The organism is Sulfurimonas crateris (assembly GCF_005217605.1).
In the GTDB taxonomy this organism is placed as follows: Bacteria; Campylobacterota; Campylobacteria; order Campylobacterales; family Sulfurimonadaceae; genus Sulfurimonas; species Sulfurimonas crateris.
On the sequence record NZ_SZPX01000008.1, the window covers coordinates 26241 to 51592 of the forward strand.

The window sequence follows — 25352 nt, forward strand, 5'->3', positions numbered from 1 at the left end:
CTAAAGGAGTATTTCATTTGTTAAAAATAGTACTTCTTACTCTTCTCTCTTTTAATATTTTTGCCCTTGAAATATCTCTTCAAGGCGCAAAAGAGAACCATCAGTCATACTCTACTTTCCACATAAAAGATAGTGAAAAATTCCTTTGCCAAGAAATTATAGATGATTTTGAAGCGGTCTCTAAGATAGTGTGCGCATTTTCTAAATCACCCTCACAAAAAATTCAAAGACTCCAAAACAGTTTTTTTGAGATCGATACCGAGACAAAAAAAGGGACTTTCTTTTTGGTGATAAAACCGTTTCATAAGATGAAGCTCTTTCCTATGGTTTTTGACCTCAAAAAAGAGGATACGACCTTTAGTGCAGATGTAAAGCTCTCAAGCCACTGGATGATAGTCGGTTATATGGATGAGATGCCTCTTTTGCAAAAGCACGAATACTCCGAAGCGGCAATAAATTTCCCATTTACATACGCTGAAGATATGCTCCCTTATGTCGGCTCTTTAGATATGAAAGGCAATCCTGTCCATATCAAAAAAGTCGGAGACGTAACAGAGTACCTTAAGATCAAAAAGTTCTATGAAGAGAAGAACTATGAGTTTACGCTTGAGCTGATAGATGATATTATGAGAGAGTATCCAAACTCGCTATTTAGGGCAGAGCTGCTTTTTTATAAGATCAGAGTTTTCTCAAAGCTCCAAGAGAATGAAAATGTTGTTGAGGCGGCAAAAGAGTTTTTAAGGGAGTACTCGTCTGATGAAAACGTAGCAGAAGTTCTCTCTTTGATCGCCAGAGCTTACTCAAAGCTGGGCATAAGCAGTGATGCGGACTACTTTTTTGACAGATTATTTAGCGAACACGCGGATTCACCATACTCTTACTGGGGTTATATATATCTCGCAGAGTCGCTTGAACTCTCAGGCAGCTCGACAAGAGCGAGAACACTTTACGAAAAAGTGCTCTCACAGAGTGATGACATAGACGTAGCGGCAGAGGCGGCATTTAGACTGGCGCAAAATCATATTGCAAACTCAAATGCAAAAGAGGCAGCTGCTCAGATAGAGAAGATCATAAAAGCAAAACCTGAGTACTTTGCAGAGATAAATATCTATAAATCTATGGATATGATGTATGACCTTGCAGACAATGCAGAGCTTATCCAAGCGGCAGGAATCGCAAAGGCTCTTTTTGAAAATATTGAGCCTACCGAGGATGTTTATGAGGAGCTATCTAGAAATATCGGGATCTGGCTGAGCAAAACAGATAAGAAGCAAGAGGCTCTAACTGCGCTGAACAAATATCTTGAGCGTTTTGGAGGCGGTATGTATGCCGAGGAGGTTCAGATCGCAAAAGATTCACTCTTCTTTGATGTCAGCGATGAGAACGCCTCGGTAAAACTTGACACCTATGATAAGCTCATGGATGAGTATCAAAACGACAGTATCGGAAACAAAGCCATATATGAGAAGGCAAAGCTTTTAATAGCCGAGGGAATGTTCGCGGAGTCACTTGCTATGGAGAGGGATCTCTTAAACCTAAATCAGCAGGAGTATCCTGATGTGCAAGAGATAATAACTCAAGCAGCCATAGGAACGATGAAACAGGCACTTAAGGTAAAAGAGTGCAATAGCGTTCTTCTTATCTCCTCGCAGTACAAAATCGAACTCTCAGATGAGTGGGATGACGGAGTCTATGAGTGCGCGATGAAGGGTGCAGATTTTGAGCTGGCTAAAAAGATGGCGGACAAAAACCTAAACTCAAAAGATCTGGAACATAGAAAGAAGTGGCTCTATAGATACATTAAAGTCGATTTTGCGACAGGAAATTACTCCAACGTGATTGAAGCCTCAAAAGAGCTTGTAGCACTTATTAAAGATGATAAAGAGTCACCGTACAAAGATGTCTACAGAACAGTTTTTGACACCTATCACAGGCTTGAAAATCAGCAGAAGATGATCGAGTCGATCGTCGCTCTTACAAAAGTCTACAAAGATGACTACATTGATATTGAGAGATATGTAGCGGTTATGGCAGTAGGTGCACAGATAAAAGATAACAATCTGGTCATAGAGTACGGTGAGAAGATAATGGCAATACAGCAGAGCTCAGACTCATACGCACAGAGCCCGTTCGTAGAGTTTGCGCTATATCAGGCGTGCATTGATAAAGAGGAGTACAACCGAGCGCTTGAGGTGATAAGATCGCTTGATACTTTAGAGCTCGACGCTACACAAAGAGCAAGACAGAAGTATCTTCTAGGGAGCGTTCTAGAGAAGCTCTGGAGAGATGATGAGTCACAAAAAGCATACCAAGAAGCCATAGATGCAGCGCCTGAGTCCGCATGGGCAGAACTGGCAAAGAGCGCAAAAGCCATACAGTAAATCGACAAATATCTAAAAAATAGCCCCGCTTATTGCAATTTGCAATATTTTCTTATAAAAATCAGTTTCTGTGCTATAAATAAAAAAACGCAATAGTTTTAGGTAAAATATAACATTGCGGGTTTGTGACAATGTCTCTTCTAAGACACTGACATATGATAATGGTCATATGTCAAGAAATGTAAAAAAAATATGAGCAATCATACAAAAAGGGCAAGTGTAAAAATGGCAAATATTCAATCACAGTATTTTAAAGATATTGATTTAGATGATGAGTTTTTTAACTCTTTAAAAGAAGATTATTCTGAATTTAATAGTTGGTTTATTAAAAAAGCGACTGAAGTTCAACATGCATTTACCTTGTATGAAGATACCAAACTAATGGCATTTTTATATCTTAAAATTGAAGATGAAGTTGATAAAACTATTGTTCCAGAACTTGAAGAAAAGAGAAGATTAAAAGTCGGGACTTTTAAGATTGATGCACATGGTACAAAGCTTGGAGAAAGATTTGTAAAAAAGATACTTGATGTTGCGGTAGTAAAAAAGATAGATGAAATTTATGTAACTATATTCGATAAACATCAGCCACTGATAAATCTACTTAAAACTTTTGGTTTTTCTGAATATGGTACAAAGACAACATCAAATGGCAAAGAGTTAGTTTTACTCAAGAATCTTTTTAATCTAAAAAACGATATTCTGAAAGATTATCCCATAGTGCAAACTGAGAACAAACATATATATGGGTTATCGATTCTCCCAAAATTTCATACAAAACTTTTTTCAGATTCAATCTTGAAAAATGAAAGTGTAGATATATTAAAAGATACATCATATACAAATAGCATACACAAAATATATATTTGCGCTATGAAAGATGTTCAAAATTTTCATAATGGTGATATTCTATTGATATATCGAACAAGTGACGGGCAAGGTGTCGCACGATATAGGTCGGTTGTAACTTCGATATGTGTAGTGGAAGAAGTTTTAAATATAAATAACTTTGATACAGAAGGTAAGTTTTTAAAGTATTGTGAACCGTATAGTATTTTTACAGTTGATGAGTTAAGAAGCTTCTATAGAAGAAAGAAGTATCCTTTTATTATCAAGATGACGTACAATGCCGCATTTAAAAAACGAGTTACAAACGGTCAACTTATTGACAGTTTTGGGGTGATGCCTGAGTATTGGGGTGTCTTCAATGTGACAAACGAACAATTTAAAAATATTATGAGAGCTGGAGAAGTAGATGAAAGTATTATTATCGATTAAACCTCAATTTGTAGAAGAAATTTTTAACGGTAATAAAAAGTTTGAATATAGAAAAAGTATCTTTAAAAGAAAAGGTATCAAGTCAGTTGTTATATATTCTACCATGCCCGTAGGTAAGATAGTAGGCGAATTTGATATCGAAACTATACTAGAAGAACACCCAAAAGCTTTATGGGAAAAGACGAAAAACTTCTCTGGCATAAGCGCTGATTTTTATGATAGCTATTTTATGGATAGAGAAAAAGGCTATGCCATAAAGATAAAATCTTTAAACAAATACGACAAACCTAGATGCCCGCATGAGATGTACGCTAATTTTACCGCGCCACAATCATTTAAATATGTGGTTTGAGGTAAGTGCTATGTTGGAAAATTTTAGGCGTGAAGGCGGGCGTTTTATATGAGTAATTTAACATTTTCTGCATTTCAATTAATTATTGACGAAAAAGTTCCTAATATTAGAGAATTTTTAGAATACAAAGAAGAACAGTATGATACTAAAGACAATATCTATAGAATCACTACTCAAAAAATAGATAATACATATTATTGGGTTTATATGGAATATGGTGGAGAACTGCCATACGGTGAAAAAGTCTATGATAAAGAAAAATCAGAAATATTAAACAATCCAAGAACAAAAAGTCAAGCTGAGTTAAATAAGCAACTTTTTTGCCTTTACGATTTTGATTTAAATACTTTTTATATTTCTGATGGGAGAAAAAAAGGTTTTCTCGAAGATTATTTAAAGCATAAATTATCAAAAGATATAGTAATCAAGAGATTTTTTAAAAGTCCAGAACAATTTATTGATTATGTTAAAACGATAGAAAGTATAAGCTTTACATCTAAATATAATCTTTTTTCTATCAATAATGATATATTTGGAGATCCAAAAGATATATTTGGCTTAGGGCAACCAGAAAATTTTAAAATGGATATCGCTTATAATGGAAGAAAAGTTACGGAGAGTTTTAAAACAAAATTTTTTAATCTTATTTCAAAAAAAGTAAATAGTGAAATACAATCTTTAGTCTGTATTGGAAAAGATGATAATAAAATGGAAGCAATTTTTGATATTTCAAGTTTTACACAAACAGTGTCTTTAAGTTTAAAAAAAGATGAACTTGGCAGATATGAACAAAATATAGTGCAACAAAATTTGTTGAATGTATTAAACGGACACAGCAATGTATAATCAACATTTAATGTATTTAGTCTTCATCGCTATAGGTATATTTGGAATATTGCTTTTTATTGATATTTCAATAACTGAATCATTAATGCAAAACTTCATCACTTTTCTTTCAATTACATTTGGTTTTTATATGACAAGCTTATCAGTTTTGTATAATTCAAAATATATAAAAAAACTATATGAAGAGATTGACCCTAAAAAGCCAACTCAACGGAAAATACACACTTTAAAAAACTATTTTAGAGATAGTGCTTACTGGTCTTTATTTTCTATTGGATTATTAATTATTTATTCATTAACTACAAAAGTTGAAAGTGGCATTTTAGTTTTAAATTCTTTTTTTGAGAGTCTTTTGGTTTCTGTCGTTTTTGTAAATTTTATTTTTATGTTTTTGTTATTTAAAGTATTTATTAATGGGCTAATTGATGAGTCAGCAAAATAATATATTTTTAAAAGCGAAATAAAAATTAAGGTCTGACGGAGAAAAGCAGATGGCAAAAGTTTTGATTTTAAGCGGTGCGGGGATAAGTGCTGAGTCTGGTATAAGTACATTTAGAGACAGTGGCGGGCTATGGGATGAGTACGATGTGAATGTTGTCTGTAACTATGACAGTATGCAAAAGCACGAAGAGCTGACCATAGAGTTTTACGACAAAAGAAGAGCAGAGTTAGAGAGCAAAGAGCCGAATTATGCTCATAAAGTTATAGCTGCTCTAAAAAAGAGATACGGCAAAGATATAGCTGTGATTACGCAAAATGTGGATAACCTTTTTGAAAAAGCCGGACTGAATTCCGATGAGGTTATCCATCTTCACGGTTTTATGACACAGCTTAGATGTCAGGACTCATATTGCGAGAAAATTTTTGACGTAGGGTATGCAAGCCAAAAAGAGTTTAACGGCGGCAGATGTACGTCGTGCGGCTCAAAGCCAAGACCAAACATCGTATTTTTCGGCGAAGCTGCGCCCATGTACGAGGAGCTGAGCAGGCATATTCAGGATTGTGAGCTTTTGGTCGTCATCGGTACAAGCGGCAACGTTATCGGCGTAAATACAATGGCGCAGTTTGCGACTAGGTCTATTTTAAACAACTATGAGCCAAGCATTGCCATAAATGACGCCTACTTCTCAAAAGTGATCTACAAAAAAGCGACACAAGCCGTTGATGAGATAGCGCAGGAGATAGAGAGCTTTTTAGATCTCAGATAAGATGATCTCTTCGAGTTCCTCAAGCGGCGCGCTTACAACATTTTCAAACTGTGTACGGTTAAATGTCTGCTGTCTTTTTGCGAGCTGTGCAGTGTGAGTTGAGATATTTTCACACATATGCTCAAATGTCACTTTGCCGTCAAGATACTCCAAAACCTCGACAATGCCGATTGAGCCCATTGAGTGCGGAAGCCTTGTGTAACGCTGTTCTAGGCGGCAGACTTCATCTATTAAGCCCGACTCGACCATCTTTAGAGTGCGTTTTTTGATCCTCTCTCTTAAAACTTCTCTGCTAACATCAATGTTGTAAATAGGGAGATTTTCTATTATAGGTTTTGGAGGATTTGCCTTAAACCACTGGCTTGGAGCAACTCCTGAAGCCTCATAGATGAGGAGCGCTTTTTCTACTCTGTATCTGTCCGATGGCGAGATGTTTTTCATATACTTCTCATCTAGCTTATACAAAAAGTCGTAACAGCTGCTTAGGTCTCGCAGTCTTGACTCTGCACGCTCAGCAGCCTCTTTGGTTATAGTTGGGATCTCGGAGAGCCCGCTTATGAGAGATTTTAGATAAAAAGATGTTCCGCCCACTATGATGAGGTTTTTTTTCTCTTTTTTGCAAAGAGATGCCACCTCTTTGTAGAGGTTTATAAATATTTCAACACTGAAGTACTCATCAGGATTTAGAAGGTTAATGCCGAAGTGTTTAACCTCTTGGAGCTCTTTTTTTGACGGTTTTGCAGAGACGATGTCTATCTCTTTGTAGATACTGAGAGAATCTATCGAGAGGATATAGGCATCGATTTTTTTTGCGATATTTATCGCCAAATCACTTTTTCCTGATGCCGTGGGACCTATAATTGCGAGCTGAATCATCTCAGGATTATAGCAATTTTAAATCAACTTTGGGTAAAATAAAACAAAAAAGTGCCAAGGTTCAATTTGAAGCGATATATAAGCAAACTCAGAGATTTTAACGAACTTGTCATGTTTGAACACTCGATCTTTTCACTCCCTTTTATTTTTATAGCAATGATAGTCGCAGCGGACGGCTGGTTTGGATTTTGGCTGCTCATTTTAGGCGTATTTGCCGCAGTAAGTGCTAGAAATTTTGCAATGGGGCTTAACAGATTTGCAGATAGAGACATAGATGCCCTAAACCCTAGAACTGCTTCAAGACCGAATGTTGACGGAAGGCTTGATGCTTCAAGCATTATGATCTTTACAGTCGTGAACGCTCTCGTATTTGTCGCGGTGGCGTATATGATAAACCCGCTTGCATTTGCCCTTAGTTTTCCGATCCTTGGGGTTTTGGGCAGTTACTCCTACTTTAAGAGATTCTCATCTTTGGCGCATATCGTACTTGGTCTCTCGCTTGGACTTGCTCCGATAGCGGGAGTTGTGGCTGTCAGTGCCGAGATAACTCCTTGGTCGGTTATGCTGAGTCTTGGTGTCATCTTTTGGGTCGCGGGCTTTGACCTCCTTTACTCTTTGCAGGATATGGAGTTTGACAAAGAAAAAGGTCTTCACTCCATCCCTTCTATGTACGGCTCTGAAGCTACCCTTCTGCTCTCATCGCTCTTTCATATTTTGACCATAATTTTTTGGGCACTTTTTGTCTGGGTCGCCGAGCTTAACTTTTTCGCATATCTTGCTGTGCTATTCAGTACCGTAATGCTTGGGTACGAACACTATCTTGTAAGAAAAGATTTTACGAAGATAGACCGCGCCTTTTTTACCGTCAACGGTTATCTGGGGGTAGTGTTTTTCTTTTTGATTATATTTGACAAGGTTTTATTATGAGCGTAAGATTAGTAAAAGCACCAATTGAAATAGCGTTTAGCGAACTTGAAACTGACAAAGAGGCTTATTTAAGAGAGTATCAGCAGCTAAGTGAAAGTGATGAAGACCCGATAAACCAGTGGCTTAAACTCGCACGCGCAAAAGGCGATACCAGCGATACCGACCCTGTTTTACTCAACCTCATGGTCGAACTTTATAGAAAAGTTGATAACTTAGAGAAGTTTTTAAAGAACGAAGAGCCAAAAAGAGTCTCTTTGACGCACGAAGTGGCTATTGAGTCCATAGGGTTTGAGCACTTTAAACTATCAGAAGCTGTTCTGCAAGAGGGCGTGGAGTACTACGGCAGAGTCGCTATGCCTGTTCATCCAAAGAGAGATGTGGGTATATTTTTCACCGCACTTGATAGCTCTTTGGCAAAGATAACAAAGATGCATGAGCGTGACGAGAGAGAGTGGAGCGCATATCTGACCGCAAGAGAGAGAGTCCTTATCCGTGAAGCAAAAGAGGGCAGAGAATGAATCTTGAGGCTATAAACGTAGAGTATCTGGTAGTTGCGATGGCAGCTATGATCTTGTATCTTATCTACTATGTTTTTACAAAAGATTCCGAATACAACAAAAACATTCGCTCAGTAGCAACGGTTGCCGAGGAGCTAAACAGAGAGATATTCTACCTCAAAAAACAGCTCAGCGACACTCAGACAGGCATCAAAAAAAATACAAACCGTATGAGCGATGATGAGATCTACCAAGAGGTAGAGAGAACTGTTTATGATATGGTAAAGCCAATATCGCTTAGTCTAAAAAGACTCGAAGAGAGCATTAGCACCATAGATGAGCATATAAATTCAAGGATCTCTTTACTAGAGAGCGGAGTTAAGCAGATATCCATTCCCGCATCAATTCACGGAAACGATGATGAGAAGATCATCTCTTTATATAAGCAGGGAGTAACTCTGGAGACCATTTCAAAAGAGCTTCATATATCTAAAGCAGAAGTTGAGTTTGTTCTTAAAATCAACAAAATAAAGTAACCATTTATGGCAGACAGAAAGCTCTTTACTCTCGTCTCTATACTTATCGGTATAAGCATCCTCCTTACCTATACGCTCTCTGCATACACGACCATACTTTTTGGCGTTAATGAGTTTCATTTTGCTCTCCGTCAGGCGGCGTTTGGCATATTTAGCATACTTGTCATCTGGCTTTTAGCTCAAGGAGACCCCGATAAACTGCTCACACCCATAGGTTTTACTCTCTTTATCGGCTCGACCGTGCTGATGATAGCTATGCCTTTTTTGCCTGACTTTCTTGTCTCGGCTGTCGGAGGAGCAAAGAGATGGATAAAGGTCTTTGGTTTCTCACTCGCTCCCGTTGAGTTCTTTAAAATAGGTTTTATCTACTTCTTGGCGTGGAGTTTTTCTAGAAAGCTCGGCTATCACGACGGTATGGGTGTAAAAGAGGAGTATATAAGGTTTGCTCCCTACGGCATAGTCTTTGTGGGGGCTATGTTCATTATAGCTTTTGTTCAAAATGATCTTGGTCAGGTCGTGGTTATAGGGCTCACGCTTCTGTTTATGCTTATGTTTGCTGGAAGCAGTTTCAGGTTTTTCTTGACTCTTTTGATCGGGACACTTATGTTTTTTCTCTTTTTTATCGTAAGTGCGGAACACAGGATTCTGCGTATAAAATCTTGGTGGGCACTTGCACAAAACAGTGTACTGGAGCTTTTCCCAGATGCTATCGCTGCTCAGCTTAGAGTTCCCACTGAGGTCGAACCCTACCAGATAGGACACTCTTTAAATGCCATACATAACGGTGGGCTTTTTGGAGTCGGGGTTGCAAACGGCACTTTTAAGCTCGGTTTTTTAAGCGAGGTTCACACCGACTTTGTTCTTGCGGGACTTGCCGAAGAGTTTGGATTTTTCGGAGTTTTGGCAGTTGTGATCATATTTATGTGGATGCTGCAGAGAATTTTTAAGATAGCCAACCGTACAAAAGATCAAAGAGTTTACCTCTTTAGCCTTGGAGTAGGGCTGCTTCTCTCATTCGCATTTCTGGTAAATGCGTACGGTATCAGCGGAATAACGCCGATCAAAGGGATATCCGTTCCGTTTTTGAGCTATGGAGGTTCATCCATCTTGGCGGCTTCCATCGGTGTGGGAATGGTACTTATGGCATCTAAAAAAGCGAAGATGAAATAAGATGAAAATATTGGAAAATAGATGAAGTTTTGTATAACGGGCGGTGGAACAGGCGGACACCTTATGATCGCAGAGGCTCTTGTAGAAGCCGCAGCAAATGAGGGACATGAAGCTATCTTTATAGGCTCAAAAAGCGGGCAGGATAGAAAATATTTTGAAGATCACAGCACATTTAGCCACGTCTATTTTTTAGAGACAACGGGTGTTGTCAATCAAAAAGGTCTGAAAAAAATAAAAGCGCTCTGGCTAGTTTTGAAGGCATTTTTTGCTTCAAGAGCTATCTTAAAACAGCACAAGATTGCTGCGGTTTACAGCGTGGGCGGTTTTTCGGCGGCTCCTGCCTCATTTGCAGCCATAAGCAGAGGCATCCCTCTTTTTATACATGAGCAAAATGTGGTTGAGGGGAGATTGAACTCACTCTTAAAACCCTTTGCCGCAAGATTTATTTCCGCTTATGATGAGAACTCTGCAATAAAAGGCTACCCCGTAAAGGAGGAGTTTTTTGAGAGAGCAAGAGTTAGAGAGAAGATCAAAACAGTTATCTTTTTGGGCGGCTCGCAAGGTGCAAAAGCTATAAACGACTTGGCACTTAGCGTGGCAAGCGAGCTTCAAAGCAGAGGAGTAAAGATCATCCATCAAGCGGGTGAGAGAGACTATGACAGAGTGAAACAAAAGTATGAGGAGCTTGGTGTAGAGGCTGAACTGTATGCTTTTACAAAAGAGATGCCATCTTTGATGTCAAAAGCAGATCTGGCGATCAGCCGCTCAGGTGCGAGTACCTTATGGGAGCTTTGCGCAAATGGAGTGCCCGCGCTGTTTATTCCTTTTCCTCATGCCGCGTCCGATCATCAATACCACAACGCACGCTTTATCGTTCAAAACGAGATGGGGTGGTGCGAGAGAGAGGATGAGGGTTTGAGAGAAAAATTGCTGCTGCTCTTAGATGAAGATCTGAGTAAAAAAAGCAGTGCTCTAATGGAGCACTCAAGCAGAGATGTGGCAAAGATGATGATACTTGATGCATATAGGGTAGTAAATGATTAGAGAATTAGCAGCCGATCTTGTAGATCTTATTTTTGAGTGGGGTTATCTTGGTATCTTTTTGCTCATGACGATAGAGAGCTCGTTCATCCCTTTTCCAAGTGAGATAGTCCTTATCCCTGCCGGTTTTTTGGCGTCAAAAGGCGATATGAACATGGGAATGATAATGTTAAGCGCTCTTAGCGGCTCGATGGCAGGCGCTTTTATAAACTACTTTTTGGCACTCTTTTTGGGAAGAAAGATCCTTAAAAAGTATGGGAAGTACTTCTTTATAAGCGGAGATGCTCTTTTGAAGATGGACACATATTTTCAAAAGCATGGGCACATCTCTACTTTTATAGGAAGATTGGTGCCTGGGATCCGTCAGCTCATCTCTATTCCTGCGGGTCTTGCTCGTATGAATCTGGTGGTTTTTTCAACTTACACGGCTCTTGGGGCAGGGATCTGGGCTTTGATACTTGTAATGCTTGGTTACTTTATAGGCGAAAATCAGCAGCTTATTGAGAGTTATTTAAAACAGATAACTATCGGAGTTCTTATGACCTTGGTTTTATTAGCTTCGTGGTATATTTACTATCAAAAAACAAAAAGGGTTTAAAAGATGGACAACAGTTTGGGATATATGTTTGAAGCAGGTTTTTTTGGAACGCGCGCGCCGCTATTTATGGACTTGGTAACACTAATAGTTGCGCTTTTGCCGTTTCTTGTCGCTTTGGCAATCTCCTTTGCGAGAAATAAGCATTACGGTGTCCATTCATACCTTCAGATCATTATATTTGCATTCTCCGTGATAGTGCTTACATACTTTGAGTACGGTGTAAGAGTCGGCGGCGGATTTGCAGCATTTATGCAGGAGAGCGGAGTCTCATACAGCTATGCTCTTATAGTTCTTGTTACCCACATAATTATTGCGGTCATCACGGTCGTGTTATGGGCGACTGCTATCTTTAGAGCCAAAAAATTGTTACAATTAGGTGTTCACAGAAAAATGGGTCTTATCACATTTGCTGGAGTAGTTCTTACTTCTATAACAGGAATATGGGTCTACTTTTTAATGTTTGTTTACTAAGGAGCTTAAGATGAAGTACACGGCAATTTTTAGAATCTGGCACTGGCTAAACGCCATAGTTATTTTAGGCATGGTGGGAACTGTTCTGCTAAGAAAAGGATTTTTGAGCTACAGAACCAACTCTGAGATAATAATGACAAAACTCTCCGATATGGGAGTTGAGATATTTAAAGAGGATGCCGTAGCAATAGCAAAGGCTATCCGCGCTCCTATGTGGGAGTGGCATATTATACTCGGCTATGCTCTTACATTTTTAGTCGTCTACAAGATCGCTCTGTTCTTTTTTGACAAGAGTCGCAAAGAGGATTTCGCATCTTTGGATCTTCATAAAAAAGGTGTTAAAGTTTCATACTATATTTTGTATGCTGTAATCCTTTTTATGACTATCAGCGGTCTTTCAATGCATTTTCATGAGACGATAGGTTTGGCAGAGGAGAGTGTTAAAAGCATTAAAGAGGTTCACGAGTTAGTGTATAACTACTTTTTAATCTTCATACCTCTTCACATAGCGGGAGTCGTAGTTGCAGATATAAGAGAAGAGCACGGCATAATCTCTACGATGATAAACGGAAGAACAAAAGACAAATTTTGAGAAAAAAGGAACATAATGGTTGAATTAGAAAGTGTTGCACCGGAGTTTTGTCTGCCAAATCAGGATGATGTGGAGATATGTTTAAGGGATCTCAAGGGGAAGTGGATAGTTCTGTACTTCTACCCAAAAGATAACACTCCAGGGTGTACGACCGAAGCGTGTGACTTTAGCGAAGCGGCACCAGATTTTAGCGCTCTTAATGCAGTGATACTCGGTGTCAGTGCGGATTCTACCGCAAAACATAGAAACTTTATTGAGAAAAAAGATCTTAGTATTACTCTTTTAAGCGATGAGGCAAAAGAGATGCTACAAGCCTACGGTGTGTGGCAGATGAAGAAAAACTATGGCAAAGAGTATATGGGAATTGTCCGCTCAACGCTTATAATAGACCCCAAAGGTGTCATAAAAGCTCTTTGGAAAAATGTTAAAGTAAAAGACCACGCAAGAGTTGTTAAAGAGAAGTTAGAAGAGCTTCAAGGCGAGTAGCCTTGAAGTTATATTAATATTTGTAGCGAATGTAGAGACGGATGTCTTGAGCATTGTCTACAACCATTCTACCCATTTCGCCCATATTGTCACTTATTTTAAATGGCGTGCCTGTACCTGTTGAACCATCAGCAGAACCTCCAAAGAAACCGTTGCTTCCGCTATATTTATAATCTATATATGTATAACGAAGTTGAAGCGATAGAATATCTTCAACAAGGTACTCGGTAAAGTAGACCTCGTAAGCATCACCGCGAGCCGCAACTTTTGAGCCGATGTTTGTATCTTCTCCATAAGTTATACTTCTCCAGTATTTGCTTCCGTGGTTATACTCGACACCCCACTTTCCATAGTCAGAGATAAGCGAAGGGAACTGCGTTCCAATCCAAAAAGATGTACCAACCTCGCTCTCTGTTGAACCAAGCATGCTTTGACCCTCTTTTGGATCTGTTTGTGAAACTGCAAAACTTGCAAAAACTGTAGTGTAATCTAAGAAGTCACTCCATCCGTCACCGATGCCTTTGACAGAGGCATAAACGACACCGCTATGCATACCGCCAACGGTATCGAAACCTTGCGTATAGTCCATAGGGTTTACTGCATCTATAAGATTGCTAGCATAGTAGTACATACTAGAAATCTTGTACTGTCTATCTTCATAAGGTGTAAATATTAATCCTGCAAGATCTATGTTTGAATTTCCACCATCTATTTTATCTACGTCCGTATAAGGAGTTGATGTAAATTTTGGAGCAGCGTTGCTCATCCCGCGCCCAAGGCAGAGTTTTACAGAAGTTCCCCACTCTTTATTAAGTGTAAATTGAGAACTAAGTCCATCAAACTCTACATTGATGGCATGTCCTATAGGCGAAGAGGCGTGATCATCATCTCTAAGATTTATAAGTGCACCGTTTGTGGATGGACGACGACCGATACTAAATGTCCATGGAATATCTAGACCGAAAAACTCCTGATCTTGCCATAAAAAGTATGCACTACGCACTCTTATCTTGTCATCATAAGCATTTTCGTTTGCTATCCAGTCAAAACCTTCAAATGAGGCGCTTGCAGGGTCACTCGCTCCTGAGCGTTCACCAAAAGCTTTGTTGTATGCCAGTTGACCTATAAAGCTTAGGTTATTTGTAGCTTTGTAGCCCATATCTATCCAGAGTCTGTTTGTCATAAAGGCATCATTTTCTGCCTTTCTGCCATTTGCCATCTCATAGCTCATGTTTTCTATAGCAAATCTATAGTCAACATTAAACTTCAGGTGTGAGCCAGATGTATTTCTGTTTAGCTCAGCAATACTCTCCTCGATGTCAAAAAGTCTGTCTTCTGTAGTAGGGATATACTCATCATCCTCATCAGACTCCCCTTCATCTGCAGAAGCTACCACATCTGCATCTTCTCCTGCATCATCTGAAGCAACAGCTTCCGATTCGCTCTCATCTTCTGCCTCTTCATCTTGAATGGACTCTTTTTGAGCTTTAAGCGTAGCAATCTCTTGCTTTAGCTGGTTCATCTCTCTCTCCATGGCTTCAAAACGCTCATACATGGTAGATTCAGCACTTAAGTTTGTGCAAATTAGCGCAGCAGTGGCTAAAGATAGCAGTAGTGGCTTCTTCATTTTCATCCCTTGTTTAAAAGCAGTAAACAATGCTTTTTTTATGATTTTGTCATTAGTACTATACCCAGAAAATATAAAAAAAATTTTAAATTGTGATAATTTTATATAAAAAAATCTAATAGATAGATGGAGTGTTACAAAGTAAATGCTTAAAATGTAAAAAAGCTTATATTAAACATATTTTTAGTACAATTCGCGGATTTTCTTTCACTTTAATAGTTGAAGAAATATTCAACAGGTATGTATCAAAAGTCAGTGTAACCCCCTTTTTAGGCGGGTATTACCCGATATTACCAAAGTTAACTGACGCAAATTCTGGCTGAAAAATGCCCTTAAAGGACCTTAAATGGTAACTATGAAAGACCTACTGGAGTGTGGTGTACACTTCGGACACCAGACACGTCGTTGGAACCCGAAAATGAAAAAATATATATTCGGTGTTCGTAAAAACATCTATATTATAGATCTTCAAAAAACTCTTCGTTACTTCCGTAACACGTACCAAATCGTTGTAGACGCTGCAGCTGAAGGTAAAACTGTTCTTTTCGTTGGAACTAAAAAACAAGCACGTCAATCTGTAAGAGATGCAGCGATCGCTTGTGGTATGCCTTACGTTGATAACAGATGGTTGGGTGGAATGCTTACAAACTTCCCTACTATTCAAAAGTCTATCCGTAAACTTGACGTTATTACAGAGATGCAAGAGAATGGTCAAATAGATCTTTTAACTAAAAAAGAAGCACTTATGCTTACTCGTCAAAAAGAGAAGCTAGAAGTATACTTCGGCGGTATCCGTGATATGAAAAAACTTCCTGATATGCTTTTTGTAGTTGATGCAGTTAAAGAGCATATCGCTGTTTTAGAGGCTCGCTGTTTAGGTATCCCAGTTGTTGCTCCACTTGATACTAACTGTGATCCTGACCTTATCACTTACCCAATTCCCGGTAATGATGATGCTATCCGTTCTATTCAACTATTCTGTCGTGAGATGACAGAAGCTATCAATGAGGGTAAAGCTCTTAGAGATGGTGGAAAAGTTGAAGCTTCAGACGAAGAGGCAGTGGAGAGCGCTTCTGTAGAAGAGATCGATGCATTTGAAGAAGAAACTACGACAGAGGAAGTATAATTATGGCAGATATTACAGCAGCAATGGTTAAAGAGTTGCGCCAAGCAACTGATGCACCTATGATGGATTGTAAAAAAGCTCTAGTTGAGTCTGACGGAGATATGCAAAAAGCAACAGAGTGGTTAAAAGAGAGAGGTATCGCTCAATCAGCTAAAAAAGCTGATAGAGTAGCTGCTGAGGGTCTTGTAGGTTTTAAACTTGCTGATGACTTCTCTCAAGCTACAATAGTTGAGATCAACTCTGAGACAGACTTCGTTGCACAAAACGAAGGCTTTAAAAATCTAGTTCTTAAAACAACTGAAGAGATCTACTCTAATTCTCCTGCAGATGTAGATAGCTTAAAAGCAACATCTTTTGGTTCTTACTTTGCTGAGAGCGTTGCAAAGATCGGTGAGAAGATAGATGTTCGCCGTTTTGCTACTCTAAAAGCAGATGATGAGACTGTTGCTCTTAATGGTTATATTCACTCAAACAACCGTATTGCGGTTATTGTTTTAGCAAAGTGTGACAGCAAAAAAACAGCAGAGGGATTAGTTCCAACGCTTAAAAATATTGCTATGCACGCATCTGCAATGAAGCCTACAACACTTTCATATAAAGATTTTGATTCTGAATTTGTTGAGAGTGAAACTAAAGGTAGAATCGAAGCTCTTAAAAAAGAGAATGAGGAGTTAGCTCGTTTGAAAAAACCTCTAAAAAACATTCCTCAGTTTATCTCTATGATGCAGCTTACAGATGAGGTTTTAGCACAAGCTGAAGCAGATATCAAAGCGGCTCTAAAAGAGCAAAACAAGCCAGAAGCTATCTGGGACAAGATCGTTCCGGGGCAACTTGCTCGTTTTATAGATGACAACACTACTCTAGACAAAGAGCAAGCGCTTCTTGATCAGACTTATGTTCTAGATGACAAACTGACTGTTGCTCAGGCTGTTGAAAAAGCAGCAAAAGATCTTGGCGGAACAGCTGAGATAGTTGACTTCGTTCGTTTTGAAGTCGGCGAAGGTATTGAGAAAAAAGTTGACGACTTCGCTGCAGAAGTTGCTGCTCAAATGAGTTAAGGATCCCTCCTTAACTCTCTCCCATATACATCTACAATCAAAATTTTCAATATAATTTAACTAAACAGACCAAAGATGATATAATTTTTTCAAATAAACCGATAAGGGCAAGTTTTGAATAAAAATAAAATCATTGTGATCGGCGGCGGCTACGGCGGACTTCGCACCGTTGAGAGACTTGCAAAAAATCCGCAAAACGAGATACTTCTTTTAGATAAAAATCCATATCACTTTGCACAGACAGACGTATATGATCTCATAGCAAACGAGAATGATTTTGCTCAGGTAACGGTCGATCTTTTTACATTTTGCAGCGGTTTTGAGAGCAATGTGACCTTTGTAAAACAGGAGGTAAAAAATATCGACTTTAAAAATCGCAAAGTTATAACCTCTGTTCAGAGATACGGCTATGATTATCTCGTAATTGCGGTCGGTGCGCGCACTAAGTTCAGAGCAGATGTCACTGGACTTCGCGAATATGCATACGGTGTAAAAGCGCTTCACCGTGCTATGTACTTTAAACAAAAATTCGAGATGTCGCTCTTTAAAAGAGTAGAAGAGAGCGGTACGAGCTGTAAGCCTATCAATATAATAGTAGCGGGAGGCGGTCTGAGCGGTGTAGAGATAGCGGCTCAGATGGCGTCATTTTCAAAAGATTTTTACCGTAAAAACAACTTTATATGCAGAAAGCTAAACATTGTTCTAATAAATTCCGGCAAACATATTTTGCAGGGACTTGACGAAGAGCTGATTCAAAAGAGCGATCAGAGATTAAAAAAGCTTGACGTAGTGATAAAAAATGAGAGAAAAGTCGTTGAGATAACAAAAGAGAGAGCAAAGCTAAGCGGCGGTGAAGAGCTTCCTATGGATTTTATGATATTTGCAGGCGGTATCGAGCCAAACGGACTTGTACATGAGCTCTTAATCGATAAAAACGAGATGGGATATATTGCCACAAACAGCTATCTTCAAACACAAAGTCACGATAACGTTTTTGCCATAGGTGACTGCACGACTATATACAACGACGGAAAAATCGTTGCACCGACCGCAGATACGGCAGAGCAGATGGCAGATATCTGCGCTAAAAATATAAACAGTCTTATAGAGAAAAAACCGCTAAGGGCGCATAAGATAAAATCTCGCGGAATCTTAATAGCTCTTGGAAGGGGTTATGCCGCTGCCAAAATATTTGGTTTTGGCTTTAGCGGATACTTTGCCTATATTATGAAAAAGATTGTAGAGAGGGTATATGAGAAAAGATTGGAGATGCGTTCAAGAAAAGGGTGCAAAAAGATATTTTGTGATTAAATTAGCTATAATCCTCTCATGAATTTACTATCTGCAAAAAATTTATCGCACAGTTTTGATTATGAGCTTTTCTCGGATATATCGCTTGATCTGAACAAGGGAGAGTCTGTTGCCATCATAGGTATCAGTGGAAGTGGAAAATCTACACTGCTGCATATACTATCAACGCTCTTAAAACCCGATAGCGGAGAGGTCTCTCTCTTTGGCGAAGATATATCAGGTATGAATAAAAAAAGATTATCACGGATAAAAAGGGATGAGCTTGGGCTTGTTTTTCAGTCACACTACCTTTTTAAGGGTTTCAGCTCTTTGGAAAACTTAGAGATAGCGGCAATACTCTCGAAGCAGGATATTGATGAAAATCTTCTAAAAAGATTGAAGATCGACAAGGTGATACATCAAAAAGTGACCGAGCTCTCAGGGGGTCAGCAACAGAGGGTCTCTATTGCCAGAGTGCTGACAAAACAGCCACGTATTCTCTTTGTGGACGAACCGACGGGAAATTTGGACAAAGTCACGGCAAACGAAGTTATGGACATATTTTTTGAGTATATAGATCGGAATGAAGCCGGTATGGTAATGGTTACTCATGATGAAGAGATCGCCCATAGATGCAATAATATTTATAAGCTTATAGATAAAAAGCTGGTAAAAGTAAGCTGATCTTTAAAAGGAGTTGACAATGAGTTGGCCGCAAATATTTAGCGATACCTACATAGTCGGTTTTATTCTTCTTTTTTTCAGATTCGGCGCTCTTTTTATGGCTGTGCCGATATTTTCACACAACAGCATCCCAATGAACGTAAAAGCAGCATTGGCATTTTTTTTCACGATTGTTTTTTACCCATCTATGCCTCCGCTTGAGATACCCATAACAATGCCTAGCATTGTTGTGGCGATTCTCGGTGAGCTTCTTTTTGGACTTGCAATAGGCGTTGTCCTGCAGATAGCATTTAATGCTATAACGTTTGCAGGCGGGCAGATCTCTTTTATGATGGGTTTTTCGATGGCAAGTGCTATAGACCCGCAAACAGGCGTCTCAATGCCGATCATCTCGCAGTTTTTGTCTCTTATAGCCCTGATGGTTCTTTTTGCCATAGATATGCACCACTGGATGCTGCTTTTTATAGACAGCTCCTTGGAGAAGATCCCTCTTGGCGGCTTCTTGATGAGCGAAAACCTCTTTAGATATATAATCATGGCGACATCAAATATGTTCATGGTCGGATTTATGATCGCATTCCCTATAATTGCGCTCTCATGGCTGGCTGATGTTATTTTTGGAATGCTTATGAAAACAATGCCTCAGTTCAACCTTTTGGTTATCGGTTTTCCTATAAAGATCATGGTCTCCTTTGTTGTTTTAATAGCCACATTGACCGCTTCAATGCTGATTATAAAAGGGGAGATGCTCGAGGCTTTTAACTTTTTAGAGACGTTTTTTTAGTTTTTTTTGATACAATAATGTCAAAAGAGCCTCTTAAAGGGAAACCGTAATGAAAATCTTACTTATAAACAATAATCCAGTAGTCAATAAATTAGTAACCCTAAGCGTACAAAAAACTTCAGATGAACTCGAAAAAACAGAGAGATCAGAAGATATTGAATCTACATCCTATGACCTTTTGATCGTTGATGACGGACTCTATACCGAAGAGCTGTTGGATGAGTTAAAATCAAAAATAGAGTTTAGTAAATCTCTTTATATCTGTGCAAAAGATGCTAATGCAGTAGAAGGATTCAACTCAACCATCCATAAGCCTTTTTTGCCGACCGATCTGGTCGAGACTATTGTATCATTGGCAAAAGAAATGAGCGTGAGTAGTGAAGAGAGAGTTCAAAAAAGCGAACCAGTAGAGAGTGAAGATGATTTCGTTTTTGATGGCGATGTGGATGATTTCGGTGAACTTGATGAACTCGAAGATCTCGATGCTCTTGAAGAGGATGAGCCAGACTTGTTGTCAGATACAGAGATCGAAGATGAGAGCGCCGCAAAAGAGCTTGATGATCTGGAAGATTTTGATGAGCTTGAGGATGAAGAGCTTGAAGATGAGCTTGAAGATGAGCTTGAAGATGAGCTTGAAGACGACGGATTTGATGAGCTTGAAGATGCAGAGCTTGAACTAGAGGATAATGAGGGCAGTGATCTTGATGATCTGGATAAAGATAAAGAAGAGAGTGAAAAGAGCGGCGTGTTAGATAAAGAGGAGCTTCAAGAGGTTCAAAATCTTTTAGAAGAGACAGAAACAGAGGAGAGTGAGCCTCAAGAAGATTTAGAGCTTGGAGATGATCTGGAACTTGAAGACAACTTAGAGCTTGAAGACGACTTAGAGCTTGAAGACGACTTAGAGCTTGAAGATGATCTGGAAGTTGAAGATGATTCGGTCTCAGACGAAGATGAGATGGGTTTTGATGAAGAGACCAAAGAGTTGGTAGCCGACGATAACATAGAACTAGAAGAATATGAAGCTGATGAGCTTGATTTTGAAGATGCCAAAGAGCTAGAATCTGAGGAAGACAAGCTTCAAGAAGAGAGTGAGATCGAAGAACTAGGGCTTGATGAAGAGCTGGAAGCCCAAGAGCTTGATCTTGAAGATGATCTAGAAGAAAATGAGTTTGATCAAGATGATATAGAGTCGCAAATTCACGACGCGGTTCAAGAGCTTACTAACGAAGATCTTGAGAGTGAAATAGATGAAGATATTCTGCTTGATATAGACTCTTTGACAAGCAGAGATCTGAAACTGGCAATAGGTGAAGATATTGATGAAGAGAGTGAAGCTGATGAGTCTGACGAATCTGAACTATATGAAGAAGAGGATTTCAGCGAGAGTGACAGTTTAGAAGAGGAAGAGCCATCTAGCGATATAGAGGAGTCTGCAAAGAGTTCCAATGATGGAGTAGAGGCTCTTAAAAAACTTCTAAAAGCACTTACAAATGAGGAAGTGGCTGCATCGCTTAAAGGTATGAAGATAAGCATAAATATAACTCTAGGTGATAAGTAGTGAATCATAGATCAGGTGCAATTTTAGTTCTATCGGGTCCAAGCGGGGCAGGAAAGAGCTCTTTACTTAATGAAGTTATAGGCGATATCGGTGAGTGCTACTTCTCTATCTCTACCACCACGCGCCCTATAAGAGAGGGTGAAATTAACGGTGTCCATTACCACTTCGTAGATGAGGCGGAGTTTAAAAAAGATATAGAAGAGGAGTTCTTTTTAGAGTATGCTTTTGTACACGGCAACTACTATGGAACCTCAATAAAGCTTGTAAAAGAGGCTTTAAAAGATGGTAAGCTTGTAATATTTGACATAGATGTGCAGGGTAATGCGACCATTATAAACAGACTTGGAGACATAACAACTTCCGTCTTTATCTCTCCCCCGACACTCTCAGAGTTAAAAAAGCGTTTAGAGGCGCGTTCTACCGACTCTCAAGAGGTGATCGACCGCCGTATTGATATGGCAAAAAGAGAGATACAAAGGATCAGCGAGTATGACTTTCTTATTGTAAATGATGACTTTGCACAAGCCGCGGCAACTCTAAAAACAATAGCAAATGCGGCTAGAGTTAAAATCCCTGCAAACGAGATAAATGACTTTGCGAGAAAATGGGAAGATATATAGCAATCAACCCATTATATAGTCGTGATAAGAGAAGTTACAGCTAATTTGGTTATAATTTCGGACTTAAATTTATAAAAGGAATAGATATGGGAATGCCTGGCGGACAAGAACTATTAATAATCTTAGCAATCGTTGTATTACTCTTTGGTGCAAAGAAGATACCTGAGTTGGCAAAAGGCCTTGGAAAAGGAATAAAAAACTTTAAAGCTGAAATGAAGAATGATGATGAGGAAGAGATAAAAACCGCATCAACAGATGCTCCTAAAAAAGTAGAGTCTAGTGAAGAGAGTACTTCAAAAGAGGCTCCAAAAACTACTACACAAGCGTAACTTTTGAAACAACGAGTATCGGCGCTTTTGCGCGAAAAGTTTGGTCGTGAAGTTGTTTTAGAGAAGCCGCGTGACCGATCTTTCGGTCACTTCGCTACCCCTATTGCTTTTGCCATGGCAAAGGAGCTTAAGCAGTCTCCTATGAAAATTGCCGAGGAGTTAGCTTCCTCATTTGATGAAGGCGATTTTTTTAGCAGTGTTGACTCCGTAAAAGGGTATCTCAACTTTCGTCTAAGTGAGAACTTTCTAAGCGAGTATGCCGCTTGGGCACTTGAGAATCCAAGCGAGTTCGCAAAAGATGAAAAAAATGAGAAGATCCTTTTGGAGTTTGTAAGTGCAAATCCTACAGGACCTCTTCATATAGGCCATGCAAGAGGCGCAGTTTACGGAGATACTCTTTATAGACTTGCAAAGCATCTAGGCTATGACATAACGGCTGAGTACTATGTAAATGATGCGGGAAATCAGATAGACCTGCTTGGTCTCTCCATCCAGCTTTACGGTCGTGAGAACATACTTAACGAGAGTGTCGAGTACCCTGAGAGCTACTACAGAGGCGACTATCTTGCTCCTTTGGCAAAAAAAGCGGTAGAGAAGTTCGGTATAGAGATATTAAGTGACGAATCACGTCAAAAAGAGCTTGCCCTCTGGGCTAAAGACGGTGTTATGGAGATCATAAAAAATGATCTTGCAGACACTAATATCTTCTTTGACACATTTGTTTATGAGTCATCACTTTATGACGACTGGGACAGAGTCATGGCAAAGATGGGCGATGGCATATATGAAAAAGAGGGCAAACTCTTTATAGCATCTTCTCAAAAAGGCGACGACTCGGACAGAGTCGTTGTTCGTGAAGATGGCCGTCCAACATATCTTGCAGGCGATATAGTTTATCATAACCAAAAGTTCGAGCGCGGCTATGATCACTATATAAATATCTGGGGAGCCGATCACCACGGCTATATTGCCAGAGTAAAAGCTGCAGTCGAGTTTCTGGGGTATGAGAGCACTAAGCTTGAAGTAGGGCTCTCTCAGATGGTTAGTCTTTTAAAGGACGGCGAACCATACAAGATGAGCAAGCGTGCAGGTAATGTAATACTTATGAGCGATATTGTCGAAGAGATAGGTGCGGATGCACTTAGATTTATCTTTGCTTCAAAAAAGAGTGACACCGCTTTGGAGTTTGACCTCTCAGAGTTTAAAAAGCAGGACAGCTCAAACCCTATTTTTTATATCCAATATGCTCACGCAAGGATAAAGACCATTCTCTCAAAAAGTAATTTTGGCGAAGATGAGATCATGGCGGCAAGCTTGAAGAATTTGGGTGAAAATGCAGATGCTCTTCTCTTTGATGCGCTGCTTCTGCCTGAGATAATAGAGGATGCTTTTAATTCAAGACAGGTTCAAAAACTCCCAGAGTATCTGAAGTCACTTGCGGCATCACTTCATAAGTTCTACTACGATTGCAGGATCATAGGAACAGAGGATGAGGCAAAACTTCTAAAGCTGTTGATGGTCGTAGGGCTCTCGCTCCGCACAGGACTCTCTTTGATGGGGATAACTGCAAAGGACTACATGACAAAAGAGGAAGATTAAAATTTAAGGCTCCCATAGAGCTTTAATACTTCCTCCAGCTGAGATCTTGTGATCTGTATCAGGATCGGACTTTTACTCTCATCAAGCCAAGAGGCTATCTTCTTTATCTCTTCAAGAGTCATAGATGTACATCCTGCCGTTGGTGCATCTTGTGCTTTTTGAACGTGCATAAAGATGCAAGAGCCTCTTTTTTTGAGCTGCTTTTTGTTGTGTCCTACTACAATTCCAAGTTCATACTGTCCGTCGTCTCTTCGCATCTCTTCAAAGCTTTTTGGTTTTATCTTTGGCTCTTTAATTATTTTGTTATAAAACTCAGAATCTGAATCATCAACGCAGATAACTCCTTTTTTTGCGTGAATATATGGCATCTTGAATTTCAGATCCTTCTCATAGCCAAATATCGCATCAAGGCTGAATATGCCTATGGGCGCCTTTTGATCCCCCTCAAATTTAGTCGGCTCTTCCTCCTTTTGAAAAAGCTCGATCTTACCTAGCCCAAAGCCAAATCCATTCTTTCCTACATTGACTTTTATTGGGTCAAAAACCATGACTGAATCTTCAAAAGTGTAGAGCTCTGCTTTGCTAGAATTGTACTCATCACCAACCACTAAAACCATTTGTTCGCCCGCAAATACAAAGATTTGACAAATTATTATAATTAAGAAACTTTTTACCATAAAGTATGTTACTATTACTAAAATATGAGACGGGTTAATTTTTTTAGAAACGGAAAAAATTTTATGAGTATAAATATAAGAAAAGCCACTAGTGACGATGCGCCGTTCTTGGCACAAATGATATTACAGAGTACTAGAGCTGATAAAAAAATCGGGATATATGATCTGATTTTTAAAACTAAAAATGATAAAGATGTATTAGATTACTTAGAAAAATTAACGAATACAAATTCAAGATCTAGCTGTCACTACTCTAATTTTTTGATTGCCGAGATAGACGGTAAAAGCGTAGGTTCTCTTTGTAGTTATGAACCTAGGATCGCGACAAGAGAGGTTTTTTTAGAGGCTCTTAGCGAGATCGGAGTTGACGGTGAAGAGAGCGAGTATCTGGGGCTTATGGAGATCTGCTCATTTCCTATAAATACAAGAACGCTTATTTTTGATTATATGGAGGAGTTAGAGGGCTTTATGGATGTTGGTATCTTAAAAGCGCTTATGCACAAAAGTCTTCTAACTGCAAGACTTAAAGGTTACCGTATAGCTCAGACCATAGTTGAGATCGGCTCACTGGAGACTCTTCTATATTACAAAAAACTCGGCTTTAAAGAGGTCAAGCAAAAAGAGTGCGACCCTTATAAAGAGATATTTGGCAGAGCAGGTTTGATCCTACTCTCTATAGAGTTTTGATAGGTCTAACATAGAACTCTCAGCGTTATCCCTCTTCCCTTCACTTCTTGCCAT

Annotated in this window: 28 protein-coding genes; 25 read left to right on the top strand and 3 right to left on the bottom strand. The window is 39.2% G+C overall.

All coding sequences use genetic code 11. The features are described from left to right. Window positions 1-17: 17 nt before the first annotated feature. The 6 genes from FCU45_RS10350 (at window position 18) to FCU45_RS10375 (ending at window position 6065) form a co-directional block, all read left to right on the top strand. Window positions 18-2381 (top strand): tetratricopeptide repeat protein, encoded by a 2364-nt coding sequence (locus FCU45_RS10350; RefSeq protein ID WP_137014993.1) that lies wholly within the window; start codon window positions 18-20, stop codon window positions 2379-2381. 225 nt (window positions 2382-2606) lie between these two features. After that, a complete protein-coding gene (locus FCU45_RS10355; protein WP_137014995.1) occupies window positions 2607-3659 on the top strand; it encodes an N-acetyltransferase in 1053 nt (350 codons plus the stop codon). Then, on the top strand, window positions 3637-4011 hold the full coding sequence (locus FCU45_RS10360; RefSeq protein ID WP_137014996.1) for an ASCH domain-containing protein: 375 nt from the start codon (window positions 3637-3639) through the stop codon (window positions 4009-4011). Before FCU45_RS10355 ends, FCU45_RS10360 begins: the two co-directional genes overlap by 23 nt. Before the next feature lie 48 nt (window positions 4012-4059). After that, window positions 4060-4857: a hypothetical protein gene (locus FCU45_RS10365; RefSeq protein WP_137014998.1), complete on the top strand. Its 798-nt coding sequence runs from the start codon at window positions 4060-4062 to the stop codon at window positions 4855-4857. Continuing rightward, on the top strand, window positions 4850-5299 hold the full coding sequence (locus FCU45_RS10370) for a hypothetical protein (RefSeq protein WP_137015000.1): 450 nt from the start codon (window positions 4850-4852) through the stop codon (window positions 5297-5299). The genes FCU45_RS10365 and FCU45_RS10370 overlap by 8 nt, the downstream gene beginning before the upstream one ends. 49 nt (window positions 5300-5348) lie before the next feature. Further along, a complete protein-coding gene (locus FCU45_RS10375) occupies window positions 5349-6065 on the top strand; it encodes an SIR2 family NAD-dependent protein deacylase (RefSeq protein ID WP_137015002.1) in 717 nt (238 codons plus the stop codon). Here the strand turns inward: FCU45_RS10375 and miaA are convergent. Then, window positions 6051-6941, bottom strand: a complete 891-nt coding sequence (gene miaA / locus FCU45_RS10380) for a tRNA (adenosine(37)-N6)-dimethylallyltransferase MiaA (RefSeq protein ID WP_137015004.1) — start codon at window positions 6939-6941, stop codon at window positions 6051-6053. The genes FCU45_RS10375 and miaA overlap by 15 nt on opposite strands. Before the next feature lie 66 nt (window positions 6942-7007). Here miaA and mqnP point away from each other — a divergent pair, with 66 nt between their 5' ends. From mqnP to bcp, 9 genes are read left to right on the top strand one after another with little or no spacing between them, the layout of a single operon-like run. Next, window positions 7008-7868 carry a menaquinone biosynthesis prenyltransferase MqnP gene (gene mqnP / locus FCU45_RS10385; protein WP_137015006.1) on the top strand — a complete coding sequence of 287 codons (861 nt, stop codon included), beginning with the start codon at window positions 7008-7010 and terminating at the stop codon, window positions 7866-7868. Continuing rightward, entirely contained in the window at window positions 7865-8386 is a 522-nt protein-coding gene (locus tag FCU45_RS10390) for a hypothetical protein (RefSeq protein WP_137015008.1), read from the top strand. Before mqnP ends, FCU45_RS10390 begins: the two co-directional genes overlap by 4 nt. Continuing rightward, on the top strand, window positions 8383-8901 hold the full coding sequence (locus tag FCU45_RS10395; protein ID WP_137015010.1) for a DUF6115 domain-containing protein: 519 nt from the start codon (window positions 8383-8385) through the stop codon (window positions 8899-8901). Before FCU45_RS10390 ends, FCU45_RS10395 begins: the two co-directional genes overlap by 4 nt. Window positions 8902-8907: 6 nt before the next feature. Further along, window positions 8908-10071 (top strand): FtsW/RodA/SpoVE family cell cycle protein, encoded by a 1164-nt coding sequence (locus FCU45_RS10400; protein ID WP_137015012.1) that lies wholly within the window; start codon window positions 8908-8910, stop codon window positions 10069-10071. Between the two features lie 21 nt (window positions 10072-10092). Further along, complete coding sequence (gene murG / locus FCU45_RS10405; protein WP_137015014.1) at window positions 10093-11115, top strand: undecaprenyldiphospho-muramoylpentapeptide beta-N-acetylglucosaminyltransferase; 1023 nt, start codon at window positions 10093-10095, stop codon at window positions 11113-11115. Next, window positions 11108-11710, top strand: coding sequence for a DedA family protein (locus tag FCU45_RS10410; protein ID WP_137015016.1), 603 nt, complete (start codon window positions 11108-11110; stop codon window positions 11708-11710). The genes murG and FCU45_RS10410 overlap by 8 nt, the downstream gene beginning before the upstream one ends. Window positions 11711-11713: 3 nt before the next feature. Continuing rightward, entirely contained in the window at window positions 11714-12181 is a 468-nt protein-coding gene (locus FCU45_RS10415; RefSeq protein WP_137015018.1) for a DUF420 domain-containing protein, read from the top strand. Window positions 12182-12191: 10 nt separating this feature from the next. Continuing rightward, entirely contained in the window at window positions 12192-12773 is a 582-nt protein-coding gene (locus FCU45_RS10420; protein ID WP_137015020.1) for a cytochrome b/b6 domain-containing protein, read from the top strand. A gap of 15 nt (window positions 12774-12788) precedes the next feature. Continuing rightward, entirely contained in the window at window positions 12789-13259 is a 471-nt protein-coding gene (bcp, locus tag FCU45_RS10425) for a thioredoxin-dependent thiol peroxidase (RefSeq protein WP_137015022.1), read from the top strand. Between the two features lie 13 nt (window positions 13260-13272). Here bcp and FCU45_RS10430 read toward each other — a convergent pair whose 3' ends face one another. Beyond that, on the bottom strand, window positions 13273-14886 hold the full coding sequence (locus tag FCU45_RS10430; protein WP_137015024.1) for a DUF3373 family protein: 1614 nt from the start codon (window positions 14884-14886) through the stop codon (window positions 13273-13275). A 346-nt stretch (window positions 14887-15232) separates the two neighbouring features. On the opposite strand from FCU45_RS10430, the gene rpsB reads away from it, so the two are divergent. From rpsB to argS, 9 genes are all read left to right on the top strand, one after another. After that, window positions 15233-16012, top strand: coding sequence for a 30S ribosomal protein S2 (gene rpsB, locus FCU45_RS10435; RefSeq protein WP_137015026.1), 780 nt, complete (start codon window positions 15233-15235; stop codon window positions 16010-16012). Between the two features lie 2 nt (window positions 16013-16014). Continuing rightward, on the top strand, window positions 16015-17070 hold the full coding sequence (gene tsf, locus FCU45_RS10440) for a translation elongation factor Ts (RefSeq protein ID WP_137015028.1): 1056 nt from the start codon (window positions 16015-16017) through the stop codon (window positions 17068-17070). A 114-nt stretch (window positions 17071-17184) separates the two neighbouring features. Further along, complete coding sequence (locus tag FCU45_RS10445) at window positions 17185-18381, top strand: NAD(P)/FAD-dependent oxidoreductase (protein ID WP_137015030.1); 1197 nt, start codon at window positions 17185-17187, stop codon at window positions 18379-18381. An 18-nt stretch (window positions 18382-18399) separates the two neighbouring features. Further along, entirely contained in the window at window positions 18400-19044 is a 645-nt protein-coding gene (locus FCU45_RS10450) for an ABC transporter ATP-binding protein (protein ID WP_137015032.1), read from the top strand. A 19-nt stretch (window positions 19045-19063) separates the two neighbouring features. Further along, window positions 19064-19828 (top strand): flagellar biosynthetic protein FliR, encoded by a 765-nt coding sequence (gene fliR / locus FCU45_RS10455; RefSeq protein ID WP_137015034.1) that lies wholly within the window; start codon window positions 19064-19066, stop codon window positions 19826-19828. Between the two features lie 49 nt (window positions 19829-19877). Beyond that, window positions 19878-21386, top strand: coding sequence for a DNA topoisomerase IV (locus FCU45_RS10460; protein WP_137015036.1), 1509 nt, complete (start codon window positions 19878-19880; stop codon window positions 21384-21386). Next, on the top strand, window positions 21386-22006 hold the full coding sequence (gene gmk, locus FCU45_RS10465; protein ID WP_137015038.1) for a guanylate kinase: 621 nt from the start codon (window positions 21386-21388) through the stop codon (window positions 22004-22006). The genes FCU45_RS10460 and gmk overlap by 1 nt, the downstream gene beginning before the upstream one ends. An 86-nt stretch (window positions 22007-22092) precedes the next feature. Then, the gene (locus FCU45_RS10470) at window positions 22093-22335 is read left to right on the top strand and encodes a Sec-independent protein translocase subunit TatA/TatB (RefSeq protein ID WP_137015040.1); all 243 of its coding nucleotides are present in this window, start codon (window positions 22093-22095) and stop codon (window positions 22333-22335) included. A gap of 3 nt (window positions 22336-22338) precedes the next feature. Continuing rightward, on the top strand, window positions 22339-23934 hold the full coding sequence (gene argS, locus FCU45_RS10475; RefSeq protein WP_137015042.1) for an arginine--tRNA ligase: 1596 nt from the start codon (window positions 22339-22341) through the stop codon (window positions 23932-23934). Here argS and FCU45_RS10480 read toward each other — a convergent pair. Next, window positions 23931-24551: a L,D-transpeptidase family protein gene (locus FCU45_RS10480; RefSeq protein WP_246032290.1), complete on the bottom strand. Its 621-nt coding sequence runs from the start codon at window positions 24549-24551 to the stop codon at window positions 23931-23933. The genes argS and FCU45_RS10480 overlap by 4 nt on opposite strands. 123 nt (window positions 24552-24674) lie before the next feature. Between FCU45_RS10480 and FCU45_RS10485 the strand changes: the two genes are divergently transcribed. Continuing rightward, the gene (locus FCU45_RS10485; protein WP_137015046.1) at window positions 24675-25298 is read left to right on the top strand and encodes a GNAT family N-acetyltransferase; all 624 of its coding nucleotides are present in this window, start codon (window positions 24675-24677) and stop codon (window positions 25296-25298) included. Window positions 25299-25352: the final 54 nt, after the last annotated feature.

What these genes read in the sequence shown, in the direction of transcription:
- FCU45_RS10415 (WP_137015018.1), top strand. Translation starts at nt 11,714, where the DNA reads ATGGACAACAGTTTGGGATATATGTTTGAAGCAGGTTTTTTTGGAACG.
- FCU45_RS10430 (WP_137015024.1), bottom strand. Translation starts at nt 14,886, where the DNA reads ATGAAGAAGCCACTACTGCTATCTTTAGCCACTGCTGCGCTAATTTGC.
- FCU45_RS10485 (WP_137015046.1), top strand. Translation starts at nt 24,675, where the DNA reads ATGAGTATAAATATAAGAAAAGCCACTAGTGACGATGCGCCGTTCTTG.
- FCU45_RS10375 (WP_137015002.1), top strand. Translation starts at nt 5,349, where the DNA reads ATGGCAAAAGTTTTGATTTTAAGCGGTGCGGGGATAAGTGCTGAGTCT.
- FCU45_RS10355 (WP_137014995.1), top strand. Translation starts at nt 2,607, where the DNA reads ATGGCAAATATTCAATCACAGTATTTTAAAGATATTGATTTAGATGAT.
- rpsB (WP_137015026.1), top strand. Translation starts at nt 15,233, where the DNA reads ATGGTAACTATGAAAGACCTACTGGAGTGTGGTGTACACTTCGGACAC.
- FCU45_RS10390 (WP_137015008.1), top strand. Translation starts at nt 7,865, where the DNA reads ATGAGCGTAAGATTAGTAAAAGCACCAATTGAAATAGCGTTTAGCGAA.
- FCU45_RS10395 (WP_137015010.1), top strand. Translation starts at nt 8,383, where the DNA reads ATGAATCTTGAGGCTATAAACGTAGAGTATCTGGTAGTTGCGATGGCA.
- FCU45_RS10400 (WP_137015012.1), top strand. Translation starts at nt 8,908, where the DNA reads ATGGCAGACAGAAAGCTCTTTACTCTCGTCTCTATACTTATCGGTATA.
- FCU45_RS10370 (WP_137015000.1), top strand. Translation starts at nt 4,850, where the DNA reads ATGTATAATCAACATTTAATGTATTTAGTCTTCATCGCTATAGGTATA.
- miaA (WP_137015004.1), bottom strand. Translation starts at nt 6,941, where the DNA reads ATGATTCAGCTCGCAATTATAGGTCCCACGGCATCAGGAAAAAGTGAT.
- FCU45_RS10360 (WP_137014996.1), top strand. Translation starts at nt 3,637, where the DNA reads ATGAAAGTATTATTATCGATTAAACCTCAATTTGTAGAAGAAATTTTT.
- FCU45_RS10365 (WP_137014998.1), top strand. Translation starts at nt 4,060, where the DNA reads ATGAGTAATTTAACATTTTCTGCATTTCAATTAATTATTGACGAAAAA.
- FCU45_RS10470 (WP_137015040.1), top strand. Translation starts at nt 22,093, where the DNA reads ATGGGAATGCCTGGCGGACAAGAACTATTAATAATCTTAGCAATCGTT.
- FCU45_RS10410 (WP_137015016.1), top strand. Translation starts at nt 11,108, where the DNA reads ATGATTAGAGAATTAGCAGCCGATCTTGTAGATCTTATTTTTGAGTGG.
- FCU45_RS10480 (WP_246032290.1), bottom strand. Translation starts at nt 24,551, where the DNA reads ATGGTTTTAGTGGTTGGTGATGAGTACAATTCTAGCAAAGCAGAGCTC.
- FCU45_RS10460 (WP_137015036.1), top strand. Translation starts at nt 19,878, where the DNA reads ATGAAAATCTTACTTATAAACAATAATCCAGTAGTCAATAAATTAGTA.
- fliR (WP_137015034.1), top strand. Translation starts at nt 19,064, where the DNA reads ATGAGTTGGCCGCAAATATTTAGCGATACCTACATAGTCGGTTTTATT.
- tsf (WP_137015028.1), top strand. Translation starts at nt 16,015, where the DNA reads ATGGCAGATATTACAGCAGCAATGGTTAAAGAGTTGCGCCAAGCAACT.
- murG (WP_137015014.1), top strand. Translation starts at nt 10,093, where the DNA reads ATGAAGTTTTGTATAACGGGCGGTGGAACAGGCGGACACCTTATGATC.
- FCU45_RS10450 (WP_137015032.1), top strand. Translation starts at nt 18,400, where the DNA reads ATGAATTTACTATCTGCAAAAAATTTATCGCACAGTTTTGATTATGAG.
- FCU45_RS10420 (WP_137015020.1), top strand. Translation starts at nt 12,192, where the DNA reads ATGAAGTACACGGCAATTTTTAGAATCTGGCACTGGCTAAACGCCATA.
- bcp (WP_137015022.1), top strand. Translation starts at nt 12,789, where the DNA reads ATGGTTGAATTAGAAAGTGTTGCACCGGAGTTTTGTCTGCCAAATCAG.